Origin of the sequence: Parahoeflea olei (genome assembly GCF_001703635.1) — a bacterium.
Lineage (GTDB): Bacteria > Pseudomonadota > Alphaproteobacteria > Rhizobiales > Rhizobiaceae > Hoeflea > Hoeflea olei.
The window spans coordinates 56,684-74,107 of the sequence record NZ_LQZT01000023.1; the positions used below are offsets into that span (position 1 = coordinate 56,684).

The window sequence follows — 17,424 nt, forward strand, 5'->3', positions numbered from 1 at the left end:
GGCCCTGTCCTCGGGCTGAGCCGGGATTATTCGACTTCGGCGTATTTGCCGTCGTGCCACTTGTAGAACACGTAACCGGGCAGCGAGACGTCGCCCTTTTCGTCGAAGGTCAGGTCGCCGAGCACGGTCTTGAAGTCGCCCGAGTTGAGCGCTTCGCGCACGGCGTCGTAGTCGGTCGAACCGGCGGCGGTGACGGCCTGCACATAGGCCTGGATGGCCGCATAGGTGTACATCACATAGCCTTCGGTGGTCTTGCCGGCATCCTGCAGGGCCTTGACCACTTCGGCAGCGGCCGGGATCTTGGTCGGATCCGGCGAGAAGGTCATCAGCGTGCCTTCGCCGGCATCGCCGGTGATGGCCCAGTACTCGTCGGTGACCAGCGCGTCACCGGAGACGAGCACGGTGCTCATGCCCTGTTCCTTCATCTGGCGGGCCATCAGGCCGGCTTCGGTGTGGTAGCCGCCGACATAGAGAACGTCGATGCCTTCCTGCTTCATCTTCGAAACCAGCGCCGAGTAGTCCTTTTCACCGGCGGTGTAGGCTTCGTACATCGCAGGCTTGCCGCCGCCGGCTTCGAACGAGGCCATGGTGGCGTCGGCGAGGCCCTTGCCGTAAGCGGTCTTGTCGTGAACGAAAGCGATCTTCTTGTCGGCGAAGTTCTTGAGCAGATAGGCGGCTGCGGTTTCGCCCTGCTGGTCGTCGCGGCCGCAGACGCGGTAGCTGCCGCCGTCGGCGCCGTTCGGGCGCTCGTCGGTGAAGGCCGGGTTGGTCGAGGCCGGCGAGATCTGGATGATGCCTTCGTCGGCATAGACCGCCGAAGCGGGGATCGAGGAGCCCGAGCAGAAGTGGCCTGCCACGAACACCACGCCGGAGCCGGCGAACTGGTTGGCGACCGCCACGGCCTGCTTCGGATCGCAGGCGTCGTCGCCGATTTCGAGCTTGAGCATTTCGCCATTGACGCCGCCTGCGGCGTTAATGTCGGCCACGGCCTGTTCCGCGCCGGTCTTCATCTGTTCCCCGAAGGATGCGTATTGGCCGGTCATCGGACCAGCGGTCGCAATAACGATTTCGGCTTGTGCCGAAGACATTGCGAAGCCAAGGGCGGCTCCGGCCAGTAGGATCTTCTTCATGTTAACTCCCAGTGACGCCTGTTCGTTTCCTTTCACCGGCTCCGCAGGCGCTGTCTTGGTCGGCGCCGGTGTGGGGGGCGGTATGCCCCTTATGCAACCATCTAAGCCGATCTTCCGAAAGAAATACAGACCTTTTTAGACGGTGAATTGATCCGCTTGTGCCGCCTTACCGGCCCTTCTGCTTCCAGCTGAAAGGACCGGAGCGGACGAAGGCGAAACTATACTGGCGGGTGATCTGGCCGGCGCGGGTAAAGCGCATGCCGAGGAAGGCGAAGATCAGGATCACCACGAAATCGACCAGGTAATAGTGCAGCGACAGCAGCGTGCCCGAAAACAGCGCGAAATGGATGAAGCGCACGGCGAAGCTCAACAGCACCATGTAGCCCGCAAGCTGCAGCGGGGTTCTCCAGGTCTGCGCCACCGCGCGGCCGGTCATCCATGCGGTGCTGCCGCCGAGCACCATCGTCACGAACACGAATTCGGCGATCGAGACTTCCCACAAAAGGTTCTGGTCCATGTCCTGGCTCCCTGTCGCGGCGCCGGCGGTCATCGGACCGTTGCGGTCTGCCGTCTCTTCATTCCGGTCGATGCCATCGGTCCCCGGCCGGTCCGCCGGGGCGGTCGCATCAGTGAGCGCCGCCCTCGAGATAGGCGGCGCGAACCTCGTCGCGCTTGAGAAGCTCTGCCCCGGTGCCCGACATGGTGATGTTGCCGTTGACCATCACATAGCCGCGGTGCGCGAGCTTGAGCGCGTGGAACGCATTCTGCTCGACCAGGAACACGGTGAGCCCCTGGTTGGCGTTGAGCTCCTGGATGATCTCGAAGATCTGCTTGACGATCAGCGGCGCAAGCCCCAGCGACGGCTCGTCGAGCAGCAACAGCTTGGGCCGGCTCATCAGCGCGCGGGCGATCGCCAGCATCTGCTGCTCGCCGCCCGACAGCGTGCCGCCGCGCTGGCCGGCGCGTTCCTTGAGCCGCGGGAACAGCTCGTAGACCCGCCTCAAGTCTTCCTCGAAATGGTCGTCGGAGACGAGCTGCGCGCCCATCTGCAGGTTTTCGAGAACCGTCATCCGCCCGAAGATGCGCCGGCCTTCCGGCGATTGGGCGACGCCCATGCGGATGATCTCGTGGGTCGGGGCCTGAGTGATGTCCTGGCCGTCGAACACGATCTGACCCGCGCGCGCCCGCGGATTGCCGCAGATCGTCATCATCAGGGTGGATTTGCCGGCGCCGTTGGCGCCGATCAGCGTGACGATCTCGCCCTTCTTGACGTCGACATCGACGCCGCGCAGGGCGACGATCTTGCCATAATAGGTTTCCACCCCGCGGATGGTGAGAATGTTGCCGTCCGTGTTCATGGCTGGCCTCCCTCGTCGCGCTGGGAGTGTTTGGCATGGTGGACCGGCATGTCGATGCTTTCCTCGATGGCCGCGACCTCGTCCTCGTCGACGCCGAGATAGGCCGAGATCACCTTCGGGTCGTTCTTGACCTCGTCGGCGGTGTCGTCGGCGATCTTCTGGCCGTAGTCGAGCACGATCACGTGATCCGAGATTTCCATGACCACGCCCATGTCGTGTTCGATCAACAGGATCGAGGTGTCGTGGTCCTTGCGGATATATTGCAACAGCTCGTTGAGCTCCGTGGATTCGCGCGGGTTGAGGCCGGCCGCCGGTTCGTCGAGGCACAACAGATGCGGCCGGATGCACATCGCGCGGGCGATCTCGAGCCGGCGCTGCGCGCCATAGGGAAGGTCGGCGGCCGGATCGTCGGCACGGTCGATCAGGCCGGTCTTCTCGAGCCAGTAGGCGGCAAAATCGATCGCCTCGCCGCGCGCCTTGCGGTAGCCCGGCAGGTTCAAAATGCCGCCGACGGTCATCGACGAGGCGATCATCAGCGGGTTGTGCTGGGCCACCAGCAGGTTTTCGAGCGCCGTCATGCCGCCGAACAGGCGGATGTTCTGGAAGGTGCGGGCGACCTTGGCGCGCTTGGAGATCTCGAAGTCGGGCATGCGCTCGAGCAGGAACACCCGGTGGTCGCCGTCATCGTCGTACTGGCGGCCGGTGCGGGTCAGCGCCTCGATCTGGTCCTGGCTCACGCCCGCGCCGTGGCGCATGGCGATGCGGCCCTCGGTCGGCTTGTAGAAGCCGGTGACGCAGTTGAACACCGTGGTCTTGCCGGCGCCGTTGGGGCCGATCAGGGCGGTGATGTCGCCGCGGCCGACATTGAAGCTCAGGTCGTTGACGGCGACCAGGCCGCCGAAACGCATGGTCAGATGCTCAACCGACAGCACCACATTGCGGTCCCAGTTGCGCGCGCGATTGGTTTTCATTGCGGTTTCCATCAGTGGCCCTCACCCTGGGCGACCATGTCCGAGCTGATCTTCTTCTTTTCCTTGTAGACCGCCGACGGATTTCGACTGGAAATGATGCCGCGCGGCTTCCAGACCATGATCATCACCATGGCGAGGCCGAAGATCAGCATGCGGTACTGGGTGGGTTCGAAGTCGGGACCGAAGATGTCCTTGAGCCAGTTCAGGTTGCGCAGCACTTCGATGCCGCCGATCATCACCACCGAGGCGATGACGACGCCCACCTGCGAACCGAGCCCGCCCAGAACCACGATCGCCAGGATGATCGCGGATTCGAGGAAGGTAAAGCTCTCGGGCGAGATGAAGCCCTGCCGGGTGGCGAAGAACGAGCCCGCGAAACCGGCGAACATGGCGCCGATCGAGAAGGCCGTTAGCTTGGTGTTGGTGGTGTTGATGCCGAGCGAGCGGCAGGCGATCTCGTCCTCGCGCAGTGCTTCCCAGGCCCGCCCGATCGGCAGCTTCCTGAGCCTCAACGTCACGAAATTGGTGATCAGCGCCAGCGCGAAGATGATGTAGTAGAGATAGACGAAGCGGTGGATCGAATCGTAGTCGATGCCGAAGAATTCGGCGAAGCCGCCGGACCGGTTGAATTCGAGGCCGAAGAAGCTCGGCTTCGGAATGCCGGAAATGCCGTCCGGGCCGCCGGTGAAATCATACCAGTTGAGAAGCACCACGCGGATGATCTCGCCGAAGGCGAGCGTGACGATGGCGAGATAGTCGCCCCGGAGCCTGAGCACCGGGTAGCCCAGAATGATGCCCCAGCAGGCGGCGAGCACGCCGGCGAGCGGCAGCGCCGTCCAGAAGCCGATATTGAGATGCTGCGCCAGCAGCGCGAAGGAATAGGCGCCCACGGCGTAGAACGCGACATAGCCGAGATCGAGGAGGCCTGCGAGGCCGACCACGACGTTGAGCCCCCAGCCGAGCATGACATAGGTCATGATCAGGATGGCGAGGTCGATATACTGGCGGTCGCGGTTCGGAAACAGCCACATCAACAGGAACGGCAGGCACGCCGCCAGCGCCAGCAGCACCGGCCCGAGGCCCCGGCCCACCACGCTTGTCACGCCCTCCGGGGCCGACAGCTTGATGCCGCGCGTGATCGGGTTGGCAGCCTTGAAGATGAAGAGATTGAGCAGGAGCCGCACCGCGAACACGATCGCCGCGGCGGTGAACCAGAGGCCCCACCGGTAGGTCAGGTCGAGCCCGCCGGGGCCGATGTCGGTCCTGAGCGCAAAGAAGAAGAAGCCGAGGACGGCGGCGAGGAAGGCCGCGATCAGCGCGTCCTTGATCGAGTCCGCAATGATATTGGGTTGGGATGTCGTGCTTGCCATCAGACTTTCTCGACCTCAGGTTTGCCGAGCAGGCCGGAAGGCATGAAGATCAGCACGATCACGAGGATCGAAAACGCGGCGACGTCCTTGTATTCGACCGAGAAATAGCCCGACCAGAACACTTCGATGAGGCCGATCAGCAACCCGCCGAGCATGGCGCCCGGGAGCGAGCCGATCCCGCCCAGCACGGCTGCGGTAAAGGCTTTCACGCCGGCCAGGAAGCCGATGTAGAAATCGATCACGCCGTAAAGCAGAAGGAACATGAAGCCGGCGACCGCGGCCAGTGCCGCGCCCATCACGAAGGTCAGCGAAATCGTGCGGTCGACATTGACGCCGAGCAGGGCCGCCATCTTCTGGTCCTGCTCGCAGGCGCGCTGCGAGCGGCCGAGCGAGGTCTTGGAGATCAGCAGAGAAAAGCCGATCATCAGCGCGAGCGTCGTGGCGATGATGATGATCTGCATGTAGGACAGCTGCACGGCGATGGTGCCGTTGTCGGTCACGCCCTCGACCAGGGTGATGCCGCCCTGGATCTGCGGCGGCAGCGGCTTGACGCGCGCGCCTTGGGTGATCTGCACGAAGTTCTGCAGCACGATCGACATGCCGATGGCGGTGATCAGCGGCGCCAGCCGGAACGATCCGCGCAAGGGCCTGTAGGCCAGCCGCTCGACCGTCCATCCCCAGGCGGAGGTGAACAGCATCGACACCAGCAGCGTGATGAACAGGATCAGCGGCAGCGCCGTGATGCCGATGGCGACGAGCGCCAAAAATGTTGCCAACGCAATGAACGAGCCGACCATGAAGATATCGCCATGGGCGAAGTTGATCATGCCGATGATGCCGTAGACCATCGTGTAGCCGATGGCGATCAATCCGTAGATTGAGCCAAGCGTAAGCCCGTTGATAAGCTGTTGAAGAAAATACTCCATGAGGCCGCTATCCCTCTTCTTATTTTTTTGGGGGGCGCTTGAAACGCGCCCTCTTTCCCCTGCCGTTTCTATAGCGTGTTTTTCGGGGGCGAAAACAAGAAAAATCCGCGTCGTGCAACCTTTTAGTTTTTCAATCGATTGAAATTGAAATTGCTAGCGATTTCTACGGTTTGGCGGCCGATGTGGCGGGCTCACCGGATTTTTCACGCTTTGCATGTAACCAATTCTCGTCGGCAACCGCCGTTAACCTGTGCGTTTCAGAAACCCGTCTTCCGCTACGGTAATGAGCAGCTTCTTGTCGATCCGGCTGTCGATCTCGAACTCCGGATGGGACTTGAGAAAGGCGTGGACCGCGGTCTTCGGGCTGTCGCCCGGCCCCCAGGGACGGTGCTCGGAAAACACCGCCGGCATGTCCTCGACCACGGTGTCGAACACGATGCAGTAGCTGCCCGGCGAGACCAGCGGCGCATAGGCCTCGAGCTCGGCGAGCACATGGTCGTGGGCGTGGTTGGAATCGAGGCAGACCAGGACCCGGTTGGCCCCTGCAGCGACGGCGCGGACCTTCTCGATGGTCTCTTCGGCGATGCTCGAGCCCTCGATCATCTCGATGCGTGCGGACAACGGATGCGCCTCGATGGCCTGGCGGTTGTGGGCGCGGATGTCGATGTCGATGCCAAGCACCTTGCGCGCGGGCTTCTTCGGATCGAGCAGTTCGCCGCGTTCGGTGGCGTCGCACAGGTCCAGAAGCGCGAGAAGCGAGGCCGAATAGATCAGCGAGCCGCCATGGGCGATGCCGGTTTCGATGATCAGGTCGGGCCGGATCTTCCAGACCAGTTCCTGCAGCGCCCAGGTGTCGTTCGGCACCTGGATCGCCGGCCGTCCGAGCCAGGTGAAGTTGTAGGTCCATTTGTAGGGCGTGGCCTCGCGGATCCAGATCCGCGACAGCGCCTGCAGGTCGGCATCGGCCACCAGGCCGTCGATATTGTGCTCCACTTCAGCGCGGAATTGTTCATGCGGGTCCATTCAGGAACTCCTTCCAGTTTCGCGTCTCCGACACGATGTTGGCGCGGCCGGCGCGGCCGCAATTGGCGACCAGGTCGAGGCCGGTGACATGCGGTGTGAAAGCGCCGTGCGGCTGCGGGTAGGGCAGGCGCCGGTAGTCCATGTAGGACACCGTCACCCCGTTGGCCTCGAACAGGCCGTGATCGAGATAGTTGCGGGCGCCGTGACCGGTGATGTAGTCGGTGCCGCCCACCGCCTTGACCAGCGCCAGCAGGCGCTCGCTGGCCGAGCCGCCGACGCCGAAATCGCGCGAATCGAGAAAGCGCGTGTCCGCGTCGAGTCCGAAATAGCGGCTCAGCGCCATCATGCTGGCGCGGGCAAGGCCGCTCAGGCTGTCATGGGCGCCGGCAAGCACCGCCTCCAGCATCCCGAGCGCATCGTCGGCGAAGGGGGTGGCACGGACGCTCTCCCCCAGCAGCCCGCTATGCCGCTTGCCCCAGTCTTCGACCGGCTGGATCCTGACCTGGTCGATCGTCTGGCCGCGATGGTAGCCGCTGAGCGGCACCGTCATCCAGGCGGTGCCGCCGGGGATCTTCACCTGGCTGCGGTTGAAGAAGCTGTTGCGGATGAACTGCACGTCATCGAAATGGATCACCACATCGGCGAGCCGGATCTGCTCGAGCATCCCCACCCACGGGAAATACATCGACTGGCTGACGACCACCCGGCACATGGTCACGACGACCCGTCGCCGGCGGGGAAAGCCGGGCCGGCCGATGCCGCGGGCGCCGGTCCTGCCGGAACGATGCTCGTCCATCCCATGTCGGTCGTCCCCCTGCGCGCCGGCCGAAAGCCCGGTCTATTCCGCCAGCCGGCCTTCGAGAAGCCTGACCGGGAACAGCATGCCATTGATGATCTTGTAATATTCGGCCGCGGTCTGGGCGTCGCCGATCGCCATGTCGAGCGACAGGTTGCCTTCGGCATGGCCCAGGAATTTCGGCACGTCGGCCCGGTAGCGGTAGACCGGATTGAACAGTTTCAGCGCTGCTTCGCCGCGCCAGGCCTGGATCGCCGCGGCATAGGCCGCCTTCTTGCGCTCGAAGACGGCGCGGTCGGTCTCGGTCTCGCAATTTCCGGCGCAGGCCTTGATGAAGCCCTCTTCCCAGCCGGTGAGTTCGATGCCGTAGCGCTGCTTGAACCATTCGATGGTGTGGGCGACCGAGGCGGTGATGCCGAGTTCGATCGGGAACGGGAAATCCTGCGCCTCGAGTTCGGCGTCGTTCTCGGCGCGGAAGGTCTTGAGCCGTTCGAGGCCGAGCTGCTCGTCGCGCAGGCCGGCGGTGTTGGAGGCCTTGCAGGCGCCGAACACCGACAGCGGCCGTTCCCAGTAGATGCAGGCGTCGGCCATCATCACGGTCTTGCAGATGTTGTCGTAGTCGACATTCGCATGTTCGAAGTAGCGATCGGAAAAGGCATCCCGGATCCGCTCCATCAGGTCCCGCTTGAGCGCGCCGTGATAGACCCCGAACGAGCAGGCCGGCCTGTCCTTGGCGCCCTCCCAGAAGAACATGCGGCGCATCAGGTCCTTCTTGTCCATGTGCACCAGATGGCTTCCGGTGGGGATCTTGGTGATCTCGCGCCCGCCCCGGGCATCGGGCCAGATGAAGTAGGAGCGGCCCCAGGTGAAGGCGTCGACATGGGGCACCTTGAGGCTGGTCACGCGCAGCGCCTCGCACAGGTCCGGGTCGAGATAGTCGTCGTCGCCGATGAAGCTGATCCATTCCCCGCGCGCATGCGGCGGCATCCTCTCCCAGTTGGACCTGAGCGAGAGCGTCCGCTGCTCGGGCGCAAGCAGCCGCAGCCGGGCATCGCCGATCTCCGCCACGAAGGTCGCGAGCGGCGCGGGATCGTCGGAATTGTCGCCGAGCAGGATCTCGAAATCGTCACGCGGCGAGGCCAGCATGTGGCGCACCGCGTCCATCGCATAGGTCTGGCGGTTGCGGGTGGGAATGCAGATCGTGAGCCGGGTCATCGGGCAAAGGTCCGTGCGCCGCTGGCCACGACGTCGATGGGCAGGATGGTATGTTCGCCGAAGCGGTAGAACTCGAACGGCGTTTCGGACGGCACCGCCTCTTCGCGGATGTAGAGATAATCCTTGAGCACGCCCGAAAACTCGTTGACGGAGCGGCTGCCCTGGAACGGCGCGGGCTTGAAGCAGTCGCGCCAGCGGCCGCCCTCCCAGGCCTCGAAACCGCGCTCGAAATAGCCCTTCCTGAGCTCGTATTCCGCCTCTTCGGTCGTCGCGGCGCATTCATCCATCGCGGCATGGGCGAAGTTCTCGGGAAAGCCCGTGAGATCGACGCCATAGGTGCGGCAGAACCAGGAGGTGGTGGAGGCGGTCACGGCGCAGTTGGAGACGCCCACGCCGGTGAGCGGGAAGGGAAACACCGGATCGTTCATGTCGACGGTGCCCTCGGATTCCTTGAGGAAGACCTTGGCATGCTTGACGGTGGACTGGCGCTTGCGCGCGCCGGCCGAGTTGGAGGCGGCGCCTGCGCCGAGCACGGAAAGCGGGCGCTGGCAGAACACCAGCATGCGCGCTTCGTGGATCACCTTGCAGGAGCTTTCGAAGTCCACGTTCGGGTGCTCGAAGTAGCGGCCGCCGAACTTCCGCTTGATCCGCTCCATCAGCGACTTGCGGACGGCGCCGTGATAGGCGCCGAAACCGGCCGACGGGCGCCGGCTGCGTTCGGTCCAGCGATACAGCCGGTCCTGCAGCAGCGACTTGATGGCGACATGGGTCTCATGCGTCACCGGCACCACCGACAGCGCCGGCTCCGGGCGGTTGTCGGGCCAGTTGAAATGCATCCGCGACCAGCCCACCGCCTCGACTTCCGGATAGAGCCGCTCGTAGGATTTGAGCATCAGCACCAGTTTCGGATCGATGTAATCGTCATCGCCGATCACCGAGATCCAGCGGCCGCGCACCTCGCCGGCCAGCCGCTCCCAGTTGCCCACCATCGGCAGCACCCGGTCGGCGGGGCCGATCAGCCGGAAGCGGGGATCATGAAAATCGTTGGCGAAGAAATCGGCGAGCACCGACCCGTCGTCGGAATTGTCGCCGACGATGACCTCGAAATCGTCCCGATCGGATGCGGCCAGCGCACGGATCGTCTCGATGCAATAGCTCTGCCTGTTACGGGTCGGCAGGCAGATGGAGAGGTAGGTCATCTGGTCTCTTCGTGTGAGCTCTTTGACCGCCTAACCTGTCAGGCCAAGCTTGCCCCATGCTTGCCAAGAGCGGGCTTTTCCGACGCGCGGGGCTGGATTTCGCCGCGGATTCCTGCTCGATTGGGTCCGATTGCACTCTCGTGGCGGAGAAATACGTGAAAATCAGCGATGTCACGACCTTCGTGGTGGCCAATCCTCCGCCGCAGACCGGCGGCCGCTATTTCCTGTTCGTCAAGCTCACGACCGATGGCGGGGTAATCGGCTATGGCGAGGCCTATGACGCGGCCTTCGATCCGCACCTGACCGCGAAGCTGATCGAGGATGTCGCCGCGCGTTACCTCGTGGGCCGCGATCCGCACGACATCGAGACCTTCTTCCGGCTGTGCTATTCCTCGGGCTTCTCGCAGCGGCCGGACATGACCATGATGGCCTGCACTTCCGCGCTGGAGATGGCCTGCTGGGACATCATCGGCAAGGAGGCGGGCAAGCCGGTGCACAAGCTGATCGGCGGGCGCGTGCACGAGGGGCTGAGGTCCTACACCTATCTCTATCCCGCCACCGGCAGCGCCGATCCGCTTGCGACCGACAGCAAGACCAATGTCTACAACGACCCGGATCTCGCCGCCGAGGCGGCGATCGAGGCGGTCCGGCAGGGGTTCACCGCCGTCAAGTTCGATCCCGCCGGTCCCTACCGCGTGCAGGGCGGCCACCAGCCGCTCCTGACCGACATCGACCTGTCGGCGCGCATGGTCCATGCCGTGCGCGAGGCCGTGGGCACAAAGGCCGACATCCTGTTCGGCACGCATGGCCAGTTCACCGCCGCGGGCGCGATCCGCATGGCGCGCGCGATCGAGGCCGCCGATCCGCTGTGGTTCGAGGAGCCGGTGCCGCCGGACCAGGTCGGCGCCATGGCCGAAGTCGCGCGTGCGACCTCGATCCCCGTTGCCGCCGGCGAGCGGCTGGTCTCCAAGGTCGAGTTCGCGCGGCTGATCGAGGCCCGCGCCGCGGCGATCCTGCAGCCCAATCTCGGCCGCTCCGGCGGGCTGCTGGAAACCAAGAAGATCGCCGGCATGGCCGAGGCCTTCGGCATCCAGATCGCCCCGCACTGCTATTGCGGGCCGCTGGTGGCCGCCGCCAATATCCAGCTCGCCGCGACCTTGCCCAACTTTCTGGTGCTGGAATCGATCAAGACCTGGGACGGGTTTTACGCCGAGGTGCTCAAGGAGAAGATCCGCTGGGAGGACGGCTACGTGATCCCGTCCGACGAGCCCGGCCTCGGCGTCGAACTCGACGAGGCGGTGTGCGCGGCCAACCCTTGGAGCGGCGACAAGCTGCATCTGGAAATGACGCGCGAGCCGATCCGCTTCTGATCAGACAGGGACGATCTGCTTGTCCCAGTCCGGATCGTCGAAACTCTGGATTTCGACGCGGTAGCCGTCGGGCGAGAGAAACAGCGACGAATAGACGCCGAAGCGGGCGCTGTGCTTGGGTCCGCTTACATACTCCACGCCCTTGGCCTCGAGAAAGGCGCGCCAGCCATCGACATCGGGCGACACGATGGTGAGCGTCACGCCCGCCGTGCCGCGCGGCCGGTCGGGCAGGTTGCAGATGCCAATATAGCTCAGGGGCGTGAGCCGGTAGATGTGGCAGGCGCCCTGGTCGACCATGAATTCGAGCTCCATCACCTCGCGCAGGAAGCGCGAGCCGCGCTCGAGATCGTCGGTATAGGTGAACACGATGGACTGGCTGATCGGCGGTCTGGTCATGCGCGGGCTCCTGTCATTGGCTGCAGCACTGCCTTCCGTCGCCGGGGTCTGGCAAGCCATGCCGGGGCTTCGTCCAGCGCTTTGCACAGGTGCGGCAGCCGCGCCGCTTGACCTCGGCGCGTCATTTCAGGCAAACGGGCGCCAGCACCCCGCGCCGCGCGCTTATGATCGAGGAAACCGCCGTGACCCGTCCCCTGCTGATCGCCCCGTCCGTCCTGTCGGCTGACTTTTCGCGCCTGGGCGATGACATCGAGGGCGTGGTGCGCGCCGGCGCCGACTGGATCCATCTCGACGTGATGGACGGCCATTTCGTGCCCAACATCACCTTCGGCCCCGGCATCATCAAATCCGTGCGCCCGCGCACGGAGGCGGTGTTCGACTGCCATCTGATGATCGAGCCCTGCGATCCCTATCTCGAGGCCTTCGCCGAGGCCGGCTGCGACATCATCACCGTGCATGCGGAAGCGACCAAGCATCTCGACCGCTCGCTGCAGGCGATCCGCGCGCTCGGCAAGAAGGCCGGCGTCTCGCTCAATCCCTCGACGCCCGAAACCGTGCTCGACTATGTGCTCGACCGGCTCGACCTGATCCTCTTGATGACCGTCAATCCCGGCTTCGGCGGCCAGGCCTTCATCCCGTCGGTGGTCGACAAGGTCGCCAAAGTGAAAAAGATGATCGGCGACCGGCCGATCCATATCGAGATCGACGGCGGCGTCACGCCCGCGACCGCGCCCCTGGTCACCGCCGCCGGCGCCGACGTGCTGGTCGCGGGTTCGGCCGTGTTCAAGGGGGCCGGTGAAGCCGACTGGGCGAAAAACATTGCCGCCATACGCGAGGCAGGCGAGGCCGGTCAGCGCGGCGAAGCTTAATCAGGCATTTATTATATAGCGACCTGTCGCCCAGTGCTGTTCGCAACGGCACCAGCAATCCCCTCGCCAAGATGCTTCTCTAAATGCTAGGTTGTGTGCGCGTAGAGATGCAAGGAGGTAAGGCCGATGAACTCCAAACGCTATGGCGCTAATGAACTGGAACACGAAGGCTGTGAACTTCGTCGAATACACGCACACTCAAACGAGCAAAAGGCTCTCGTCTATTGGCTTGGCTTCTTGAGAGGGATCCTGGCGAGTGGGAAATTTGAGGTTTCGGAACATTTACCCCTGCTTGCAGAAGCAAAGAACTTCCTATTGCTTCTAAATGATCCAGATGCCTTGGAGCTTATCGACGATCTTCGAATTTGGGCCAATAAACCCAAAGAGATATATGAAATTATTGAGAATATAATAGATATTCGATCCAGAGATGTGTCGATATTGGATGAGAAGAGCAAAATTAATGAGATATATGGATTCTGTGCCGGAATTGCGTGCGATAATGTTATAACAGAAAGGGAAGTTCGTGTTCTTCTTTCAAAAATAAATAATACCCCTGAGATTCAGGGCAGCGGAAAAATTAAAAGGCTCAAGTATGCGGCCGAGATGTCAATTTCTGATGGATTGATAACGGCTGAAGAGTCTGATGATATTTGCAAGTGGATCAGTCATTTAGTGGGTGATAGTGCCACTGACACCGGTATTGCTACCTTTGGCAACGTGGGTGTTATGGAAGGCGCTTTGGAAGACGTGAGTTCTCTCATTTTCGAAGACAGGATGTTTGTACTAACAGGGCGTTTCACCTTGGGTCCCCGAAAGGTTGTCGAGGGATTGATCGCTGACCGTGGTGGACGCCACAAAAAAACCGTCTGTCGGAAAACGAACTATCTGGTCTTTTCCACTGAAGCATCCAGGGACTGGCGGCATAGCCATGAAGGGCTGAAAATAATGCGTGCGTTGGAGCTTCGCGAGGAAGGCAAAGGGCCTGATTTGGTCAGCGAATCCCTGCTGGCACAGGCCTTTGGGATCTAGCTCCGAGAGCTCCCAACGGTTCTACGGATACTCAAATTCCAGATCCTGCTGAAGCTGAATTACAGGTTCAGGTGCAGATCGCCCTCGGATGAAACGACAGGAGGGGGCCGCTTTTGGAGTAGCTGCTTTGCAAAGCGTCCGCCCTCAGTCGTCCAGATCCTCCGGCAGCGCCAGGTTGAGCGCAATCGCGATGGTGGCGGCGGGCAGCAGGCCGCTGGTCAAAAGGATCTGCGCGGTCTTGCCGAGATGCTGCAGCGCTTCGGGCACCAGTTGCAGCCCGAGGCTGATCGACAGGGCGGTGGCGAAGATCACCATGTTGCGCCGGTTCCAGTTGACGTCCGAGAGCATGTTGACGCCCGCGGCGCAGACCATGCCGAACATGACGATGACGCCGCCGCCGAGCACGTTGATCGGCACGGTGTTGATCAGCGCCCCGATCTTCGGCACGAAGCCGCAGACGATCAGGAACAGCGCGCCGATGGTGACCACGTGCCGGCTCATCACGCCGGTCATGGCAATCAGCCCGACATTCTGCGAAAACGAGGTGTTGGGCAGGCCGCCGAACACGCCGGCGACCGCCGTGCCGAGCCCGTCGGCAAAGGTCGCGCCCTCGATCTCCTTGTCGGTCGCCTCGCGGCCCGCGCCGCCCTTGGTGATGCCGGAGGTGTCGCCCACGGTCTCGATCGCCGAGACGATCGCCATGAAGCACATGCCGACGATGATGGCGATGTTGAACTCGAAGCCCCATTTGAACGGGATCGGCAGGGCGAAATAGCCCGCGCGGCCCAAGCTCGTGAAATTGACCTGGCCCATCATCAGCGCCACGGCATAGCCCGCGAGGATGCCGATCAGCACGGCGGCGACGGCGGCAAAGCCGCGCGCGAAGAACTTGACGGCCAGCGTGACCGCGATCACCACCAGCGCCGGCAGCCACATGGCGAGGCTGCCGAATTCCGGCTTGCCCATCAGCGGCACGCCGCCCGCGGCATACTGGACGCCGACCTTGACCAGCGCGAGCCCGATCATGAGCACGATCAGGCCGGTGACCAGCGGCGGCAGCACATGGCGGATGCGGCCGACGATGAAGCCCAAGCAGAAGTGGAACAGCCCGCCGATCATCACGCCGGTCATCAGGCCCGCAAGCCCGGCCGAGCCGAGCCCGGCCACCGCCGGGATCATGATCGGCACGAAGGCGAAGCTGGTGCCCTGGACGATCGGCAGCCGTGCGCCGACCGGGCCGAAGCCGATGGTCTGGAACAGCGTGGCGATGCCCGCGAACAGGAGCGACATCTGGATCATGTAGGTCATGTCGGGAAAGCCGAGCGCGCCCTGGTCCGAGCCGAAGCCGATGCCGGCGGCGCCGGCGACGATGATCGCCGGGGTGACGTTGGAGACGAACATCGCCAGCACGTGCTGGATCCCGAGCGGCACCGCCTTGGCGAGCGGCGGCGTATAGTCGGGGTCCCTGAGCTGATCCGCGGTTCCGAGCGAGAGGTCTGCCATTTCCGGTCCTTTCCCAAAGGGGCGCTGCCATGCGCGGGGCCGTCGCCCCCCAATGCGGCGACCCTGCTCAAAGACCGGCGGGCCTCGGCCCGTTCACGGGGCGCCTCGGCGGCGCCCCGTCCGATGGCATGGCCGGCTTCATTGCCGAAGCAAGAGCCGTGCCATGGTGCCCTCCGGGCGTCAGGCGAGGCGGCCGCTCAGCTTCAGCCGGCTGACGCCGCCATCGGGATAGATGTTGAGCCGCACATGCGTGACCGGGCCGAGGTCGGCCAAGGCCGCCGACAGGTCGTGGACATGGTCGGCCTGAAGCTTCTGCTGCGGCACGAGCTCCGGCCAGAACATTGCGGCGGTGATGATGGCATCGTCCGCCTCGGCGCCGAATTCGCTCATGTCGGCGGCCTGAATCGAGCAGCTTTCGGGGAAGTTGCCCTTGTAATAGGCAGTATCGACGATCGCCTGGTTGATCACGCCGCGCGCGCCGAGCGCGATCACGATCCATTCATTGCCGGGAACGCGGCGGCGGCTGGTTTCCCAGCCATCGCCCATGTTGACGCCGCGGCCGGGTGCGAGCAGCCGGTGATAGGCGCCGTAATGGGCGTCGGAGAAGCCGATGATGCGGCCGCCATTGAGCGAGGCCGAAAGCTCGATGTCGCCATCGCCGACCTTCGAGCGGTCGAGGAAGGGCTGGCCATAGACCTTGAGGCGCGCGACGCCGCCATCGGGAAAGATGTGAAGCCGCACATGGGTGAAGATCTCGCCGGAGAGGGACGCGAAATAGTGATGCGCGTTCGGCCCCAGCGGCGAGGTCGGGAGAACTTCGGTCCAGGCGGTGGTGTCGTCCGGGTCGCCCGCCACGTTGCAGGCCTCGATCCGGGCCGCGGGTGGGAAGTTGCCGGTGAAATGCGAGGTGTCGACGTCGAAGCCGTCGATGCGGCCTGCGGTGGCGAGCCGGATCACGGCGTAGTCATGGCCCATCACCCGTTTGCGCCGGCTTTCCCAGCCGTCCATCCACTTGCCGTGGTCGTCATACTTGTCGGCGATGAACACCGCCGGCTCGTCTGCCAGCATGCGCTCGAGCGGCGCGAAGAACTCGTCGGTGACGAACACGCCCTTGGCGCCGAGACCGGCGGAGGCGAGGTTGACGGATGTGCGGGCAAAGAGGGGAAGGGACGCCGACGCATGCTCACTCATGATAAAACTCCTGCTATCAAGGACCCGGACGGGAGGAGCCGGGACACACCCCATTGTATCCCAAGAAAATCGGTCGCGGTTTCAAATTTTTCCTGAAGATGTCGAAGCCGCCACCCGATCTATCTCCGCGCGCACGCCCTTGATTACGTGATCGACGAACAGCTTGACCTTCGGGTCCTGCAGCCGTTTGTGTGGATAGAGGCAGGAGAAGGGCTGCGGCGTGGGCGGCGTCGCGGGCGCCACCTCGACGAGCGTCCCCGCGTCGAGATGGGCGGCGACATCATAGCGGGTCTTGTTGACGATGCCGCAGCCGGCCAGCGCCCAGGCGGTCAGCACGTCGCCGTCGTCGCTTTCGAGCGAACCCTCGGGATGGAAGCCGCGGATCTCGCCGTCGACCGTGAGGTTCCAGTAGAACTCGGTGGCGCCGGGATAGCGCAGCAGCAGGCATTTGTGCCCGTCCGCGATGATCGCCTCGCCGGTCTCGGGCAGGCCGTGCGCCGCGACATAGCCGGGCGAGGCCACCAGCACGCGCTCGAAGGCGTGGATCGCGCGCACCCGCATGTCGGAATCGGCGAGCGGGCCGAGCACGAAGGCGGCGTCGAGCCCTTCCTGGGCGATGTCGACCTTCCGGTCCGACAGCCGCAAGCGGACATTGATGTCGGGATACTCGGCCTTGAAGGCCGGGATCAGCGGCGCCACCAGCTTCTTGCCGAGCGCCAGCGGCGCGGAGATGAACAGCGTGCCCTTGGGCTGGGCGGTAATTTCGGCGATCCCGCCCTCGACCTCGCGGATGGTGTCGAGGATCTTGATCGCCCCCTTGTAGAACAATTCGCCATGGGCGGTGGCGCGCAGGCTGCGGGTGGTGCGGTTGAACAGCCGGACGCCGAGGCTCTTTTCCAGATCCGAGATCCGGCTCGAGGACACCGCCGCCGAGACGCGCAGGTCGCGCGCGGCCGCCGACATGCTGCCGAGCTCGTAGACGCGCACGAATGTCTTGAGCATGTCCACATAGGCCATGGTCCGTTCCCCCGGTTAGCCGATGGGAGGCACTTGAACGCGGCCGGGGCGGATTGTC

General features: G+C 63.8%; 17 protein-coding genes. 3 read left to right on the top strand and 14 right to left on the bottom strand.

Annotated features, from left to right (window positions below; translation table 11 throughout):
* Positions 1-26: 26 nt before the first annotated feature.
* The 10 genes from AWJ14_RS13190 to AWJ14_RS13235 form a co-directional block, all read right to left on the bottom strand.
* Complete coding sequence (locus tag AWJ14_RS13190; RefSeq protein WP_066179914.1) at positions 27-1,130, bottom strand: branched-chain amino acid ABC transporter substrate-binding protein; 1,104 nt, start codon at positions 1,128-1,130, stop codon at positions 27-29.
* A gap of 166 nt (positions 1,131-1,296) precedes the next feature.
* Positions 1,297-1,647, bottom strand: coding sequence for a DUF6867 family protein (locus tag AWJ14_RS13195; RefSeq protein WP_066180585.1), 351 nt, complete (start codon positions 1,645-1,647; stop codon positions 1,297-1,299).
* A gap of 109 nt (positions 1,648-1,756) precedes the next feature.
* Positions 1,757-2,488 (bottom strand): ABC transporter ATP-binding protein, encoded by a 732-nt coding sequence (locus tag AWJ14_RS13200; protein WP_066179917.1) that lies wholly within the window; start codon positions 2,486-2,488, stop codon positions 1,757-1,759.
* The gene (locus AWJ14_RS13205) at positions 2,485-3,459 is read right to left on the bottom strand and encodes an ABC transporter ATP-binding protein (RefSeq protein ID WP_066179920.1); all 975 of its coding nucleotides are present in this window, start codon (positions 3,457-3,459) and stop codon (positions 2,485-2,487) included. The genes AWJ14_RS13200 and AWJ14_RS13205 overlap by 4 nt, the downstream gene beginning before the upstream one ends.
* 11 nt (positions 3,460-3,470) lie before the next feature.
* Positions 3,471-4,829: a high-affinity branched-chain amino acid ABC transporter permease LivM gene (livM, locus tag AWJ14_RS13210; RefSeq protein WP_066179922.1), complete on the bottom strand. Its 1,359-nt coding sequence runs from the start codon at positions 4,827-4,829 to the stop codon at positions 3,471-3,473.
* Positions 4,829-5,755, bottom strand: coding sequence for an ABC transporter permease subunit (locus AWJ14_RS13215; RefSeq protein WP_066179925.1), 927 nt, complete (start codon positions 5,753-5,755; stop codon positions 4,829-4,831). The genes livM and AWJ14_RS13215 overlap by 1 nt, the downstream gene beginning before the upstream one ends.
* 243 nt (positions 5,756-5,998) lie before the next feature.
* On the bottom strand, positions 5,999-6,778 hold the full coding sequence (locus AWJ14_RS13220) for a cephalosporin hydroxylase family protein (RefSeq protein ID WP_066179928.1): 780 nt from the start codon (positions 6,776-6,778) through the stop codon (positions 5,999-6,001).
* Complete coding sequence (locus AWJ14_RS13225) at positions 6,765-7,574, bottom strand: WbqC family protein (protein ID WP_245304272.1); 810 nt, start codon at positions 7,572-7,574, stop codon at positions 6,765-6,767. The genes AWJ14_RS13220 and AWJ14_RS13225 overlap by 14 nt, the downstream gene beginning before the upstream one ends.
* 42 nt (positions 7,575-7,616) lie before the next feature.
* The gene (locus AWJ14_RS13230) at positions 7,617-8,789 is read right to left on the bottom strand and encodes a glycosyltransferase family A protein (RefSeq protein ID WP_066179932.1); all 1,173 of its coding nucleotides are present in this window, start codon (positions 8,787-8,789) and stop codon (positions 7,617-7,619) included.
* Complete coding sequence (locus tag AWJ14_RS13235; protein WP_066179935.1) at positions 8,786-9,988, bottom strand: glycosyltransferase family A protein; 1,203 nt, start codon at positions 9,986-9,988, stop codon at positions 8,786-8,788. The genes AWJ14_RS13230 and AWJ14_RS13235 overlap by 4 nt, the downstream gene beginning before the upstream one ends.
* A 155-nt stretch (positions 9,989-10,143) precedes the next feature.
* On the opposite strand from AWJ14_RS13235, the gene AWJ14_RS13240 reads away from it, so the two are divergent.
* Complete coding sequence (locus tag AWJ14_RS13240) at positions 10,144-11,358, top strand: mandelate racemase/muconate lactonizing enzyme family protein (protein ID WP_066180591.1); 1,215 nt, start codon at positions 10,144-10,146, stop codon at positions 11,356-11,358.
* Here AWJ14_RS13240 and AWJ14_RS13245 read toward each other — a convergent pair whose 3' ends face one another.
* Entirely contained in the window at positions 11,359-11,754 is a 396-nt protein-coding gene (locus tag AWJ14_RS13245) for a VOC family protein (protein ID WP_066179938.1), read from the bottom strand.
* Between the two features lie 164 nt (positions 11,755-11,918).
* Between AWJ14_RS13245 and rpe the strand changes: the two genes are divergently transcribed.
* Positions 11,919-12,623 carry a ribulose-phosphate 3-epimerase gene (rpe, locus tag AWJ14_RS13250; RefSeq protein ID WP_066179941.1) on the top strand — a complete coding sequence of 235 codons (705 nt, stop codon included), beginning with the start codon at positions 11,919-11,921 and terminating at the stop codon, positions 12,621-12,623.
* 126 nt (positions 12,624-12,749) lie between these two features.
* The gene (locus AWJ14_RS22235) at positions 12,750-13,655 is read left to right on the top strand and encodes a BRCT domain-containing protein (protein ID WP_139112646.1); all 906 of its coding nucleotides are present in this window, start codon (positions 12,750-12,752) and stop codon (positions 13,653-13,655) included.
* 144 nt (positions 13,656-13,799) lie between these two features.
* Here the strand turns inward: AWJ14_RS22235 and AWJ14_RS13260 are convergent, their stop codons facing one another.
* The 3 genes from AWJ14_RS13260 to AWJ14_RS13270 form a co-directional block, all read right to left on the bottom strand.
* Complete coding sequence (locus AWJ14_RS13260) at positions 13,800-15,158, bottom strand: uracil-xanthine permease family protein (RefSeq protein ID WP_066179948.1); 1,359 nt, start codon at positions 15,156-15,158, stop codon at positions 13,800-13,802.
* A gap of 180 nt (positions 15,159-15,338) precedes the next feature.
* Positions 15,339-16,349, bottom strand: coding sequence for an allantoicase (gene alc / locus AWJ14_RS13265; protein WP_066179952.1), 1,011 nt, complete (start codon positions 16,347-16,349; stop codon positions 15,339-15,341).
* A gap of 81 nt (positions 16,350-16,430) precedes the next feature.
* On the bottom strand, positions 16,431-17,366 hold the full coding sequence (locus tag AWJ14_RS13270; RefSeq protein WP_066179960.1) for a LysR family transcriptional regulator: 936 nt from the start codon (positions 17,364-17,366) through the stop codon (positions 16,431-16,433).
* Between the last annotated feature and the right edge of the window lie 58 nt (positions 17,367-17,424).